Origin of the sequence: Pseudomonas nunensis (genome assembly GCF_024296925.1) — a bacterium.
GTDB lineage: Bacteria > Pseudomonadota > Gammaproteobacteria > Pseudomonadales > Pseudomonadaceae > Aquipseudomonas > Aquipseudomonas nunensis.
In genome coordinates this window covers 4816538-4830872 of sequence record NZ_CP101125.1, presented here as the reverse complement: position 1 = coordinate 4830872, position 14335 = coordinate 4816538, and the positions used below count along the sequence as shown (strand labels likewise).

General features: G+C 59.1%; 11 protein-coding genes and 2 tRNA genes. 4 read left to right on the top strand and 9 right to left on the bottom strand.

The features are described 5' to 3' along the window. Positions 1-98: 98 nt before the first annotated feature. From NK667_RS21195 to rimO, 4 genes are all read right to left on the bottom strand, one after another. On the bottom strand, positions 99-569 hold the full coding sequence (locus NK667_RS21195) for a YehS family protein (RefSeq protein ID WP_054615966.1): 471 nt from the start codon (positions 567-569) through the stop codon (positions 99-101). 75 nt (positions 570-644) lie between these two features. Beyond that, positions 645-1355, bottom strand: coding sequence for an rRNA pseudouridine synthase (locus tag NK667_RS21190; protein ID WP_054615965.1), 711 nt, complete (start codon positions 1353-1355; stop codon positions 645-647). A 191-nt stretch (positions 1356-1546) separates the two neighbouring features. Beyond that, positions 1547-2020 (bottom strand): GNAT family N-acetyltransferase, encoded by a 474-nt coding sequence (locus tag NK667_RS21185; RefSeq protein ID WP_054047034.1) that lies wholly within the window; start codon positions 2018-2020, stop codon positions 1547-1549. A gap of 113 nt (positions 2021-2133) precedes the next feature. Continuing rightward, the gene (rimO, locus tag NK667_RS21180) at positions 2134-3471 is read right to left on the bottom strand and encodes a 30S ribosomal protein S12 methylthiotransferase RimO (protein ID WP_054047032.1); all 1338 of its coding nucleotides are present in this window, start codon (positions 3469-3471) and stop codon (positions 2134-2136) included. Positions 3472-3760: 289 nt separating this feature from the next. Between rimO and NK667_RS21175 the strand changes: the two genes are divergently transcribed. From NK667_RS21175 to NK667_RS21165, 3 genes are all read left to right on the top strand, one after another. Further along, positions 3761-5662 carry a potassium transporter Kup gene (locus NK667_RS21175; protein WP_054615964.1) on the top strand — a complete coding sequence of 634 codons (1902 nt, stop codon included), beginning with the start codon at positions 3761-3763 and terminating at the stop codon, positions 5660-5662. Between the two features lie 811 nt (positions 5663-6473). Further along, a complete protein-coding gene (locus tag NK667_RS21170) occupies positions 6474-6764 on the top strand; it encodes a Phd-YefM (RefSeq protein WP_054615963.1) in 291 nt (96 codons plus the stop codon). Between the two features lie 11 nt (positions 6765-6775). Beyond that, positions 6776-7063, top strand: a complete 288-nt coding sequence (locus NK667_RS21165) for a type II toxin-antitoxin system RelE family toxin (RefSeq protein WP_054615962.1) — start codon at positions 6776-6778, stop codon at positions 7061-7063. A 247-nt stretch (positions 7064-7310) separates the two neighbouring features. Here NK667_RS21165 and NK667_RS21160 read toward each other — a convergent pair whose 3' ends face one another. The 4 genes from NK667_RS21160 to NK667_RS21145 form a co-directional block, all read right to left on the bottom strand. Beyond that, positions 7311-8609 carry a virulence factor family protein gene (locus NK667_RS21160; RefSeq protein ID WP_054047028.1) on the bottom strand — a complete coding sequence of 433 codons (1299 nt, stop codon included), beginning with the start codon at positions 8607-8609 and terminating at the stop codon, positions 7311-7313. Further along, positions 8609-11251, bottom strand: coding sequence for a bifunctional lysylphosphatidylglycerol flippase/synthetase MprF (mprF, locus tag NK667_RS21155; RefSeq protein WP_054047026.1), 2643 nt, complete (start codon positions 11249-11251; stop codon positions 8609-8611). The genes NK667_RS21160 and mprF overlap by 1 nt, the downstream gene beginning before the upstream one ends. A gap of 277 nt (positions 11252-11528) precedes the next feature. Then, positions 11529-11605: transfer RNA gene (locus tag NK667_RS21150), tRNA-Met, on the bottom strand. 220 nt (positions 11606-11825) lie between these two features. Beyond that, a tRNA-Met gene (locus NK667_RS21145) sits at positions 11826-11902 on the bottom strand. 300 nt (positions 11903-12202) lie between these two features. Here NK667_RS21145 and dinB point away from each other — a divergent pair. Continuing rightward, positions 12203-13264 carry a DNA polymerase IV gene (dinB, locus tag NK667_RS21140; RefSeq protein WP_054615961.1) on the top strand — a complete coding sequence of 354 codons (1062 nt, stop codon included), beginning with the start codon at positions 12203-12205 and terminating at the stop codon, positions 13262-13264. A 102-nt stretch (positions 13265-13366) separates the two neighbouring features. Here the strand turns inward: dinB and NK667_RS21135 are convergent, their stop codons facing one another. Beyond that, positions 13367-14320 (bottom strand): hypothetical protein, encoded by a 954-nt coding sequence (locus tag NK667_RS21135; protein ID WP_054047023.1) that lies wholly within the window; start codon positions 14318-14320, stop codon positions 13367-13369. Positions 14321-14335: the final 15 nt, after the last annotated feature.

Sequence of the window (14335 nt, the reverse complement as noted above, 5' to 3'; positions counted from 1 at the left end):
GAGGCTGCGATCTTTTGATCTTGCTCCTAAAAACAACATCAAAAGATCGCAGCCTCGTTTCTCTCGACAGCTCCTACAAAGTACATCCGCTGCGTACGTTACTGCGGACGAACGCGCAGGGTCAGGCCCTTGAGGAAGTTGCGCAGCAACTGGTCGCCACAGGTGCGGTAGTTGGTGTGGCCGAACTTGCGGAACAATGCGCTCAGCTCAGGCTTGGACACCGGGAACTCGGAGGCCTTGAGAATCGCGTGCATGTCGTCTTCTTTCAGTTCGAAGGCCACGCGCAGTTTCTTCAGGATGATGTTGTTGGTCACCGGGGTTTCGATCGGCTGTGGCGGACGACTTTCGTCCTTGCCACGCTTGAAGATCACCAGGCCATCGAGGAAGTGCGCCATGACTTCGTCCGGGCAGCGTACGAAGCCTTCTTCGTCTTCTTCTTTCTTGTCGAGGTAGGTCAGCAGGTCTTCCATGGACACGTCCATGCCGCCGGTCTTGATGATCTCGATGACTTTCTTGTCGCTGATGTCGAGCATGTAGCGCACGCTGCGCAGTACGTCGTTATGAATCATGGTGTGCAATCCTGATATTCAGCAGTGGGCGCCGCATAAGCAGCGACGCCGAAATGTAGGGCGGCGTGAAAAGTCTTAGAACTTCTCTTTGCCGGACAGGTAGCGCCATTGCCCCAGCGGCACTTTGCCGATGGACACGCCGCCGATGCGGATGCGACGGATGGCAACGACCTTCAGGCCCACGGCCTGGCAGAACAGGGCAATCACGCCCGGTTGTGGGTTCTTCATCGCAAAGCGCAGACGGTTTTCGTTCTGCCAGCTGGCCTTCACCGCCGGCAGTTCCTTACCCTTGTAAGTCAGGCCATGATTCAGCCGGTTGAGGCCGTGAGCAACCATGTCGCCTTCAACCTCGACCACATACTCCTGCTCGATTTTCGCCGAATCGGCGGTGAGCTTGCGCAGGATCTTCCAGTCCTGGGTGAACACCAGCAGACCGCTGGCGTTGGCCTGCAGGTCGGTGCTGGCGGTCAGGCGCAGGAAATGGCCCTTGAGCGGACGTTTGCTGAAGCGGTGTTCCTCGCTCAGGGTTTCAGCGCTGATGCTGGCCATGGCCGTTTCCGCGGCCATGCCCGCCGCGACGTTGAACAGAATGGTCACCGGCTCTGGCGCGGTGGCCTTGGCCTCCGGGTCGAGCTCGACTTTCTGGTTCTCGACCTTGAACTGCGGCTCGTCGATGACTTCGCCGTCCACGGTGACCCAGCCGCCCTCGATGAACAGCTCAGCCTCCCGACGGGAACAGCCGACGAGTTCGATGAGGCGTTTGGAGAGACGAATCGGGTCAGTCATGACAGGGCCGTAACAAAAAAGGGGTGGGCATTGTACCTGCTGGGCGCCGGTTAATCCCGGCTCCATTTGCCGCATGTGTTTTTAATGTGGGAGCGGGCTTGCTCGCGAATGCGGTGGATCAGTCAATTTATCTCTTGAATGACACACCGCATTCGCGAGCAAGCCCGCTCCCACAGTGGTTCTATGTTGTGTCAGCCATTGCGCGTCAATTGTTGCGCCTGGCGCAAGCGCATATGCAACAGCGGATAAGGCTGGCCCATGCCGTCGACTTCCGAGCGACCAATCACCTCGAACCCCTGCTTGAAGTAAAACCCCAACGCTTGCGGGTTCTGTTCGTTGACGTCCAGTTCATCGGCGTTCAGGTGTTCCAGGGCATAGCGAAGCAATTGCTTGCCCAGGCCCTGGCCGCGATGGGCCGGGTCGATAAACAGCATTTCGACCTTGCCCGCCGCGACGCCGGCGAATCCAGTGATGCGCTGGCGCGAGTCTTTGGTGCAGATCAGCATCACCGCGTCGAGGTAGCGGGTCAGCACGAGGTTCTTCAGCAGGTCGATGTAGCTGTCCGGCAGAAAGTCATGGGTGGCGCGCACCGAGGCCTCCCAGACCCGGGTGAGTTCTTTGTAGTCACTTTGTTTCGGTGTGTGGATGACCGAATGGTGGCGCATGCCCGCCTAGCCTCTCATGGGATGAATGATGCGAATCCGTTCTCCACAAAACGATAGACGTAAAAAAGCCCCGCATCTCGTCAAGAGAGCGGGGCTTTTTGTATTTTTTGCGTTTAGATCTGTTCAGCCCACAGGTCGTATTCGTCGGCGTCGGTCACTTTGCACCAGACTTTGTCGCCTGGCTTCAGGTTGCTGCCGTTGTCGATGAACACGTTGCCGTCGATTTCCGGGGCATCGAAGAAGCAGCGGCCGACCGCGCCTTGCTCGTCGACTTCATCGACCAGCACTTCGATTTCACGGCCGACGCGCATTTGCAGGCGAGCCGAGCTGATGGCCTGTTGGTGGGCCATGAAGCGGTCCCAACGGTCTTGCTTGACGTCGTCCGGCACGATGGCCGCGTCCAGCAGGTTGGCCGGGGCGCCTTCGACCGGCGAGTACTGGAAGCAGCCGACGCGATCGAGTTGCGCTTCGGTCAGCCAGTTCAGCAGGTACTGGAAGTCTTCTTCGGTTTCGCCTGGGAAGCCGACGATGAAGGTCGAGCGGATGATCAGGTCCGGGCAGATTTCGCGCCAGTTCTTGATCCGCGCCAGGGTTTTGTCTTCGAAGGCCGGGCGTTTCATGGCTTTCAGGACTTTCGGGCTGGCGTGCTGGAACGGAATGTCCAGGTACGGCAGGATCTTGCCGGCGGCCATCAGCGGGATCAGCTCGTCGACGTGCGGGTACGGGTAAACGTAGTGCAGGCGGACCCAGACACCGAGGCTGCTCAGCGCTTCGCAGAGTTCGGTCATGCGGGTTTTCACCGGCGCGCCGTTCCAGAAACCGGTGCGGTATTTCACATCGACGCCGTAGGCGCTGGTGTCTTGCGAGATCACCAACAGCTCTTTGACGCCGGCCTTGACCAGGCGCTGGGCCTCGTCGAGCACGTCACCGACCGGACGGCTGACCAGTTTGCCGCGCATCGACGGGATGATGCAGAAGCTGCAGCTGTGGTTGCAGCCTTCGGAAATCTTCAGGTATGCGTAGTGGCGCGGGGTCAGCTTGATGCCTTGCGGCGGCACCAGGTCGATCAGCGGGTTGTGATCCTGGCGCGGCGGCACGGCGTCGTGCACGGCGTTGACCACTTGCTCGTACTGCTGCGGACCGGTCACGGCCAGCACGCTCGGGTGCACCTTGCGAATGTTGCCTTCTTCGACGCCCATGCAGCCGGTCACGATGACCTTGCCGTTTTCCTTGATGGCTTCGCCGATCACTTCCAGCGATTCAGCCTTGGCCGAGTCGATGAAACCGCAGGTGTTGACCACCACGACATCGGCGTCCTCGTAAGTGGACACGACGTCATAGCCTTCCATGCGCAGCTGGGTAAGGATGCGCTCGGAGTCGACCAGTGCTTTGGGGCAACCCAGGGATACGAAGCCAACCTTTGGATTGGCCGTGGCGGGAGTGGTGGACATGTCTAACCTCGGTATTTGTGGCGCCTCCAGCCGAAGACGGCAAGGCGACAGACGGGCGCTATGTTGCGCCTCTGGTCAAAAAGTGCGCAATTCTAGCGATGACACGCTCACTTGACCAGCTTTATGCAGGGAAATACGACGAGTGCTGCGCTATGCTTCGCGCCTTTACGCTTTACCGAATTTTTACAGTCAACAAATCGTCTGTAACCTTAAGTAAATCAGCGCATGCTGCACGGCAAAGCATAGTGCTTCTTATAAGAAGTCCGGGTCTGAGTAGTAGGAGTTTTGGATGGGGCAGGCAAGTAGTCAGGCGGCGGGCGCCGAGCATTCGGCAGCAAAACCGATCGGCATGCTGGTTGCGGCGGTCGGGGTGGTTTACGGCGATATCGGCACGAGTCCGTTGTACACCCTCAAAGAAGTGTTCTCCGGTGGCTATGGTGTACCGGTCAACCATGACGGCGTGTTGGGCATCCTGGCGTTGATCTTCTGGTCGCTGATCTGGGTCGTGTCGTTCAAATACATGATGTTCGTGCTGCGCGCCGACAACCAGGGCGAAGGCGGGATCATGGCCTTGACCGCACTGGCGCGGCGAGCGGCGGCGGGGCATCCGAAGTTGCGGGGTTTTCTGGTGGTCTGCGGGCTGATCGGTGCGGCGCTGTTCTACGGCGACAGCATGATCACCCCGGCGATTTCCGTGCTTTCGGCGATTGAAGGCCTGGGGCTGGCATTTGATGGCATCGATCATTGGGTGGTGCCGCTGTCGTTGGTCGTGCTGGTGGCGTTGTTCCTGATCCAGAGCCACGGCACTGCGCGCATCGGCATTCTGTTCGGTCCGATCATGGTGACGTGGTTTGTGGTGCTCGGCGCCCTGGGCGTCTACGGCATCCTTCAGCACCCGGAAGTGTTGCAAGCGATGAACCCGGTGTGGGGCGTGCGATTCTTCATCGTGCACCCGGGCATGGGCGTGGCGATTCTCGGCGCGGTGGTGCTGGCATTGACCGGCGCCGAAGCGCTGTACGCCGACATGGGCCACTTCGGCCGCAAGCCGATTGCCCGTGCGTGGTTCATCCTCGTGCTGCCGGCGCTGGTGCTCAACTACTTTGGCCAGGGCGCGTTGCTGCTCGGCGATCCGGAGGCCGCGCGTAACCCGTTCTACCTGTTGGCGCCGAGCTGGGCGTTGATCCCGCTGGTCGGCCTGTCGACGATGGCCACGGTGATTGCGTCCCAAGCGGTGATTTCCGGTGCGTTCTCCCTGACCCGTCAGGCGATCCAGCTCGGCTACATTCCGCGTATGCACATCCGCCACACCTCCAGTGCTGAACAGGGCCAGATCTACATTGGCGCGGTCAACTGGTCGCTGATGGTTGGTGTGATCCTGTTGGTGCTGGGCTTCGAATCCTCCGGCGCCCTGGCCTCGGCCTACGGCGTGGCGGTGACTGGCACCATGCTGATGACCACTGTGCTGGTGTCGGCGGTGATGTTGCTGCTGTGGAAATGGCCGCCGATCTTCGCCGTGCCGTTGTCGATTGGTTTCCTGTTGGTCGACGGGCTGTACTTCGCCGCCAACGTGCCGAAAATCGTGCAGGGCGGCGCATTCCCGGTGATCGCCGGTATCGTGCTGTTCGTACTGATGACCACCTGGAAACGCGGTAAGCAGTTGCTGGTCGACCGTCTCGACGAGGGTGGCTTGCCGCTGCCGATCTTCATCAGCAGTATCCGCGTACAACCGCCGCACCGCGTCCAGGGCACCGCCGTGTTCCTCACCGCGCGTCCGGACGCCGTGCCCCACGCGCTGTTGCACAACCTGCTGCACAACCAGGTGCTGCATGAACAAGTGGTGCTGCTGACCGTGGTCTACGAAGACATCCCGCGGGTCCCGGCCTCCCGGCGTTTCGAGGTCGATTCCTACGGCGAAGGCTTCTTCCGGGTGATCCTGCACTTCGGCTTCGTCGACGAACCGGACGTGCCGCAAGCGCTGAAACTGTGTCATCTCGACGACCTGGACTTCAGCCCGATGCGCACCACCTACTTCCTCAGCCGCGAAACCGTCATCGCCTCCAAACTCGAAGGCATGGCCCGCTGGCGCGAGGCGCTGTTCGCCTTCATGTTGCAGAACGCCAACGGTAATCTGCGCTTCTTCAATCTGCCGCTGAACCGGGTGATTGAGTTGGGCACGCAAGTGGAGATGTAAGCCACAGCAAAAAGCCCCCGTTGCCGTGAAGGTAGCGGGGGTTTTTTTGTGTCTGGGCGCATAGTTTTTATGGGGGAAGATCCTGTGGAAGAGGGCTTGCTCGCGAAGGCTGTGTGCCATTCGCCATAAGCACCTAACACATCATCAATCCCGGCTTTGCCCATGGCAGTCAGGGATAATGCGGGGCCCCTCGCGTGACTGTCGGAATCACTGGCGCAAGCGACGTCCCACGCGCAGCCGCCATATATCGATGACAAGCATAAAAACTTCCTCTATTCGTATTGAGCGCGCTGTTGCTCTGGTTTCACCGGATTACACGCCTGATAAATACATGCGTAGCGTCGTCCGGAGAATGTTCCGTCGAAATCGAAGCCAGCAACGCGGCAGAGCACTCAAACGCTCCCACTACGCAATTCTCGGAGTTTGCCTACAACCTACAAGGGCGTCATCTGATATTGCGAGACCGTTCGGCGAATGAAACTGAATGGCGAGAGGGTTTATAGGCTGGTGGGCTCTTAAGCAGTTGAGCTTGTCCTGTTCCAGATGGATCAGTTTGATCAGAAGAAGTACCGCTTGATTCTTCAATCGGGCCTTGGTTAACAACTGTCCTTTGTCCTGGGACTGAGGACAGTTGCAGCATTTTGCATGGTGCGTGTCAATTGGCTCAGTCGTAAGGCTGTGAGGCTATTTTTTTGCATGAGTACGTGGGTCAATAAATTCGCATTTTTTGTAGCTTGCTGTATGTCGAATTCGACGCAATACTCTGCGTACAAAGGTGTGTCGAATTTGCATGATGTGTAGAGAGGTAAGTATGACGGCATTACTAGATCGTGCTGATCAAGCGATATCGGTAACTGCGATGGTCAGGGGATTCAGTGCAAGGCTCAAAGAAATCTCCAGTCGGGCCACCGAGAGGCTGGTCATCTTCAAGGACAATCAACCGGCAGCAGTCATTATCAACGTTGATGCGTACCAGGAAATGCTCGACGAGCTTGATGACTTGCGAATTGAAGCTGCGGCCCGAGAGCGACTGAGCGGTTTTGATCAGTCGAAGGCAGTCAGTCACGACGATATGCGGGCTCGGTACGCGAAGAAAGACTAAAGGAGCTTTGGATGGTTTGGGGCGTTATCTATCATCCAGAGGTCCAGAAGGACCTGGACCTACTGGGGAACGTAGCAGCAAACCGTATTCTTGATGTCATCGAAGAGCGGATTATCAATGGCGAGCCGGACAAGAGCGGCAAGCCTCTAAGAGCCAGCCTTGCAGGGTGTAGAAGGATTCGAACAGGCGACACGCGTATCGTTTATCGGGTCGATGGCAAGGCGATCCAGGTGTTAATCGTCGCAGTCGGTGCCCGGCGTGACGAAGAGGTATACGACGCTGCAGAGCGCCGTCTCTAAATAAAGAGTCCTCGTGATCTTGTGGTAGCGAGGGTTTTTTGTCCGATCGCATAACTTGCAGGCAATGAGATTCAATGTGTGGAGCGGGCTTGCTCGCGAAGAGGCCGTGCCAGTCGACCTCTATGTTGAATGACCCACCGCTTTCGCGAGCAAGCCCGCTCCCACAGGGGATTTGTGGTGCTGGCCGAAATGAAAAAGCCCCCGCAACCTTCGGGCTGCGGGGGCTTTTTGTGGGGCGGGGCTCAGATCACTCTTGAGCCGTCGCCTCTTCCTTGGCCTGACGCTTGACGATGATGTCTACCAGGCGCTGTGCAAGGGCAGGGTAGTTCTCGTCGAAGTGGTGACCACCCGGCAGTTTGATCGCTTCGCCTACAGCGGTCTTGTCGGTGCAGCCGCTCTCGTCGACTTCTTCTTCGCCGTAGATGCACACCACTTTATCGGCAGGCAGCTTGGCCATTTCCGGGCCAGTGGCGGCTTCTTTGCCGGCGTTGCCGAGCCAGCCTTCGACTTCGATTTCGAAGCTGCCGGTGCGGGCGAAGGCCAGGAGGATGATTGCGTCGACGCGTTGCTGTTCCGATTCCGCCAAGCGGTTGTAGATCGCCGGCAGTACATCGGCGCCGAACGAGTAACCGGTCAGGATGAAGCGCTTGGTGCCCCATTTCTGGCGGTAGTGCTGCATCAGTTCGGCGAGGTCCAGGGCGCTTTGCTCCGGGCTCTTGTGCTGCCAGTAGTAGCGCAGGGTGTCGATGCCGACCACCGGGTAGCCGATCTTCGCCATCTCGCCCGCGACGTCGCGGTCGAGGTCACGCCAGCCGCCGTCACCGGACAGGAACAGGGTGACGGTGTCTTTGGCTTGGCCGGCAGGCACTTCAACCACGGGGATCTGCAGGCCGCCAGCGGCTTTGTCGCCACCGACCAGAATCTTGCGCAGTTCGTTGTTCAGCACTTGCGGCAGGTTGATGTCGTAGTCGCTGATGCTGGTTTCGGCGTTGGGTTGGTCGCGCACGAAGCCTGCGCTGGCGTCGTCCGGGTTGTCGTTCCAGGCCACCAGCCAGTGACCGTGGGCGGCGCTTTTCGGTAGCAGGTGCGTGCAGCCACCCTTTTCCAGCGCCAGGTCTACCGACACGGCCTGGGCCTTGTCGTTCTTCTGCTCGGACAACCAGCGCCAGGCCAGCACCGCGCCAGGGCCGATGCCGCTGACCAGGGTTGCCGGGCCTTTCAGCTCGCGCAGACCGGATTGCAAAGCGCGGCTTTGCAGCAGGCAGTCTTTGGGCAGGATCACTTGGACGATCTGCGCCGAACCGCTGCGGCTCAGGGTCTTCAGTTGCTGGTCATTGAGTTTCTGTTCGTCAGTCACCGCCACCAGCACCTGAGCTTTGGGCGTGGTGCCGGGAATCACTCGGGTCATGGCGGCGCCGTCGGCGGGCGTCAGCAGTTCGAGGGTCGGTTCTGGTGCCGGGCGTTTCATGTACCAGTAACCGCCACCGACAATCAGGGCCAGCACTACCAGTGTGGCCAGTACGTACCGCAAGGAGCGTTGAATCATCAGCGTTTCACCAATCCAGTCAAGCCGCCCGCAATCAGGGCAGCAGTATCGGCCAGGGCAACCAGCGGATCGAGTCCGGCGGGCACGGCCATATAACGGGGTTCCCAGTCAGGCTGGAATTTGTCTTTGAAGCGGCGCAAGCCTTGGAAGTTGTAGAGCTGCTCACCACGGCGGAAAACCATCGAGCCCAGGCGCTGGGTCAGTGGTGCACCACGACGGGGTTGAAGACCCGACAGTGGCACCATGCCCAGGCTGAAACGCGCGTATCCATGATTTTTATAATGTTGAATCAGGCCGACCATCATGAACTCCATGGTCAACTTGGGGGCTTCCGGGTGCGCGCGCATCAGGTCGAGGCTGGCCAGGTCATGGCCGTAGGTCTCGAGCAGGTTGGCGAACGCCACCGGGCGCCCTTCGAAACGAATCACCGCCACGCGAAAATGCTTGAGGTAATCGTCGCTGAAGCGGCCGAGGGAGAAGCCTTTCTCGCGCACGTTCTTGCCGGTCAGCCAGGCATCGGAAATCACCTTGAGCTCGTCCATCGGCGCTTGCCCCGGCTCGAAGATCTCCAGGGACAGACCGTCACGGGTGCCGCGATTCCAGGTGTAGCGCAGGTCTTTCATCTCTTTGCCCTTGGCTTCGAGATCAAAGCGATGCAGATCGACCCGGGCTTCTTCGCCAAGTTTGATCGCGGTCAGGCCGATGTCCATGTAGTACGGCAGGTTCTCGGCACGCACTTGATAGAAGACCGGACGGGCGTGGTGAATGTCGCAAAGGTCGCGGAACTGCCAGATCATTTCCGCCCGTTGCTGGGTCGGGCCGATCGGGTCGTATAACGCCACCAGACTGCGGCCACGGCGGGCGTACATCAGGAACGCCTCGTCGTTGGGGTGAAACAGCAACGCCTTGTCACCGGTCAGCGCGAGGCCGCCGTCGGGTTGTGACGACGCCATCAGGATCTTTACGGCGCGGTCCAGTTCATCCGGCGTCGGCAAATGGATGATCGGGCGCGCGGTACGCAGCAACCAGGTCAGGGAAACCACCACCAGCAACACGGCGGCACCCAGCAATGAACGCAGGCCACGCGGCGCATCCGCGTCGAGGGTGAACTGCCACCAGAGTTGATGGCTGTACGGAACGTCCTGATAGGCAAATAGAAGCAGCCAGATCGAAGCGCCGAGGACACACAGGCTGGCGACCAGGTACAGCGGCGAGAACGGCAGTTCGGTCAGGCGACTGGCGCGATAGAACGAACGCCGGAACACCCCGAGCAGGCTCGCCGTCAGAGTCATCAGGCAGGCTTCTTCCCAGTCGAAACCCTTGAGCAGCGACAGCAGGGCGCCGACCAGCAACAGAATGGTGGTCAGCATCCACGCGGCGGAGAGGCGACGACGCAGACCTTGGGCCAGCAACAGGCACAGCACGCCGATCAAGCTGGCGCCGAAGTGCGAGGCGTCAACCAGACGGTGCGGAATCAGAAAACCGATGTGTTCCAGACGTGTGTCGATTTCCGGGGTCGCCCCGGAGAACAGCAGCACCACGCCGGACATGAACACCAGCAACGCCAGAATCGGCGCCGCCAGACCCGAGGCCGCCCGTAGCGACTGACGGGACTGGAACAGGCGCTGGCCTTCGTTGATCAGCAGGAATACGCAGGCCACCAGCAGCGGCAGCACCACATAAATCAGTCGATACAGCAGCAGGGCAGCGGCCAGTGGCGCGGCACCGAGGGTGTCGGCGAACGCGGCCAGCAGAATCGCTTCGAATACCCCGACACCGCCGGGCACATGGCTGAGCACACCTGCGGCCAACGCCAATAGATAGATCAGCAGGAAGGCGCCAAAGGGTGGGGCTTCCGGTAGCAACAGATAGAGCACGGTCGCGGCGGCGGCCACGTCGAGGGCGGTGATCACCAGTTGCAGGAACGTCAGGCGACGGCCTGGCAGGCGCAGTGTGCGACGTCCGGCCTTGACCAGGAGGTTATCCGGGTAAGGCTGGTCGGGCAGGCGACGGCGATAGATGCCGATCGCCAGCACCGTCGTGAGCAACAGCACTGCAGCGGCGATAACGCCCAGCAAGGTCTCGGAGAGGCCCAAAGCGGCGGAAGCGGCAGGCAGGTTGCTCAACGTCGCGAGTGCTGCCAGCGGGGGCAGGGCGCAGCCGAGGGAAAGACTAGCAAACAGCGTCATGTGGGCAACATCGGAAGCCCCCAATCCATGACGTGCATATAAACGGTAGCGAACCGAACCACCCGACAGCATCGACAAGCCGATGGCGTTGCCGATCGCGAATGCGGTGAAACCACCCAGGGCCAGTGTGCGTGGCGCCAGTGTGACGCCAGCATAACGACTGGCGGACCATTCGTAGCCCAGCAGGATGATGAAGCCGACGATGGTCGCGCCCAGTGCGCCGATCAATGCCGGTTTCGGGACTTCCAGGATCGAGTCGTGAAGCGCATACAGATCGAGTTCGCTTAATAGATGGCGACAGGCAATCAGCGCGATAGCGAACAACAACAGCGTGACCGCAAGACCAATGGGCTGACGGTATTTGCTGACCAGATCAAGCAGGCGCAAACGCTCGGCCTTGATAGGTTGTGTCGCTGTGACGGTGTCTTGTGGATCAGACGAGTTGGCGCGCATCAATCACCTCTTGGATTGTGCGCGACAGGATGGAGGTATCGAGCCAAGTTACCAATCCCTGTAGAAAAAAATAATCACAAATATTAACGCCTATCACCGGATTCCGGCGATGACACGTCATCGGTCGTAGAGGGCCTGCCTGGCACAGAGCATAGTCTGAACTCAGAGCCTTGGTGATCCCGAACGGTTCACTACACAGTGACAGATCATTGTTGCGAAAGGACTTTTTCAACAGATACAAAAAAGGCCACTCTTTCGAGCAGCCTTTTTTGATGTTTGGTTGCGGGAGCCGGATTTGAACCGACGACCTTCGGGTTATGAGCCCGACGAGCTACCAGACTGCTCCATCCCGCGTCTGTGTGGCGGCATTCTACAGCGGAACGCCGAGGTGTCAACGGTTAATCCTGAATCAGGTCAAATAAGCGTGAATTAGTGTCGAGCGGTGATGGGGGAGAGGTAAGTTTCGGAATCAGAACGATTTCTTATTTCTACCCGGTGCGCGGTTGAGCGATGTTTTGCACAAAACAGACGCGCACAAAAAAGGCCACTCTTTCGAGTAGCCTTTCTTGATGTTTGGTTGCGGGAGCCGGATTTGAACCGACGACCTTCGGGTTATGAGCCCGACGAGCTACCAGACTGCTCCATCCCGCGTCTGTGTGTCGGCATTCTACAGAGGAACGCGGGTGTGTCAACCTTCAATCCAGAGAAAACCTGTTCCTGTTCAATCGCTTAGCTACAAAAAGAGCAGGGCGGTCGCGCTGGAAGGCAGGCGTGGCAAGGCTTGCAGCTCTATCGACAGGGGGAATTCGATTGAGAAAATAAATTCATACAGCCTTTTCCTACAGGGTATGAAGAAGATTCAGAGTACTGGTGCTATATACAGGTGTCAGTGAGATACTGCCGATCCGGCTCGTCATTACGTCATTTCCTTGCCATGAACACCGCTTTTATATGACTCAACGCAAAATCATCCACGTCGACTGTGACTGTTTTTACGCCGCCATCGAGATGCGTGATGACCCGCGCCTGGCTGGCAAGCCTCTCGCGGTGGGCGGCTCGGCGGACCGGCGCGGGGTGATCGCCACCTGTAATTATGAAGCGCGGGCCTATGGCGTGCGCTCGGCGATGTCCTCCGGGCACGCCTTGAAGCTGTGCCCGGACCTGACCATCGTCAAGCCGCGCATGGACGCCTATAGAGAAGCGTCGAAAGAAATTCATACGATCTTCAGCGATTACACCGACCTGATCGAGCCGCTTTCCCTGGATGAGGCCTACCTGGACGTGTCGGACAGTGCGCATTTTGGCGGCAGCGCCACGCGCATCGCCCAGGACATCCGTCGTCGGGTCTCCAATCAGTTGCACATCACCGTCTCGGCGGGCGTGGCGCCGAACAAATTCCTGGCCAAGATCGCCAGTGACTGGAAGAAGCCCAACGGTTTGTTCGTGATCACGCCGGATCAAGTGGAAGACTTTGTCAGTGGACTGCCGGTGAACAAGTTGCACGGCGTGGGAAAAGTAACTGCCGACAAGCTCGCCAGGCTCGGCATCAATGATTGCGCGCAGCTACGCGAGTGGAACAAGTTGGCGCTGGTGCGCGAATTCGGCAGTTTCGGTGAACGACTCTGGAGTCTGGCGCGTGGGATCGATGAGCGACTGGTGCATAACGACAACCGCCGGCAATCGATCAGTGTTGAAAACACCTACGACGTGGATCTGCCGGATCTGGTGAGCTGTCTGGATAAACTGCCCGAATTGCTGGAAACCCTCGCCGGGCGCATGGCGCGCATCGACAGCAGCTATCGGCCGGGCAAGCCGTTCGTCAAAGTTAAATTCCATGACTTTACCCAGACCACTTTAGAGCAGGCCGGGGCAGGGCGGGATCTGGGGAGTTATCAGCTGTTGTTGACCCAGGCATTCAATCGCGGCGGCAAGCCGGTGCGGTTGTTGGGGATCGGGGTGAGGCTGGAGGATTTGCGCGGCGGGTTTGAGCAGATGGAGTTGTTTGAGCGGTAGTTTGGCGTTGAATGTTCGGGCGTCTTCGCGGGCAAGCCTCGCTCCTACAGGGGACCGCTTATCCCTTGTAGGAGCGAGGCTTGCCCGCGAGGCTTCTAGCTTTTAATTCGGATTTGGATCCGCCACCAGTCGCCCGGCATCCTTGGTCAACGACTTGAGGAATTCGGTCTGCAGCTCAGGATCGTTACGCGTCAGTTCGATCAAGCTCTGTTCCAGCTCGCTGGCTTCTTCTTCCAGACCTAGTTCCGACAAACGTTTGACCCGGTGTACCCACTGGCTCACTTCGTCGTCTTCGAGGTCGTCATAAATTAACCCGTGGGCTTCGAGCAACTTGCCACGCAAGCCGCTACTGACTGCCAGGGACGAGTCAGTGTGCACGTCGTCCTGGGCATCTTCGACGGTAATCAGCAGTCGGCTCAGATGATTGATGTCATGTTCAGCGAACGGGCTGTCCAACAGGTTCAGGCGCAGTACGCCGTTTTTGTCGGTATTCAGGTCGAACGTTTCCTTGCCAGCCTTGACTTGTACCGGGCGCTCACTCCACGGCAGGCTCGAGTATTCCGTGCGTTTGTCACGCTGGACTTCATCGATACCGGCCAGGTTTTGCTGGGCGCGACCGTGGGACTGCACGTTCATGAACGGGTTGATCCCGGCGAAACCGTAGCTCAGCCAATCCTTGGTCACGCTGTCCGGCAGGTTGCCGAGGGCGAACACGTTGACCACATTCGCGCCGACACCGGCCACGATAGCCACCATGCCCAGCGGAATCTCGTAGGCCTCCCGCCAGGGTTGGTACGGCGTGTAGCGGTCGTAGTGACGCGTGACTTCGAATTCGGTGACTTCGAAGGTCTTTTGCTCGTGGATTTTCACCCGCCGTTGCGGCAGCTCAAGGACCTTGGGCTCACCGACATCGATCTGCAGGCTGTGATCGAGCAATTTGCGCTCGACCCGTTCCTCGTGCTCGCTGCGTTGTGACATGTGATTGGCACAGCCGCTGACCAGCAGGGTGCCGCACAGGGCGGCACCACCGAGGCCTAAGGTGTTTCGCTTGAACATGACTTCTCTATCTGG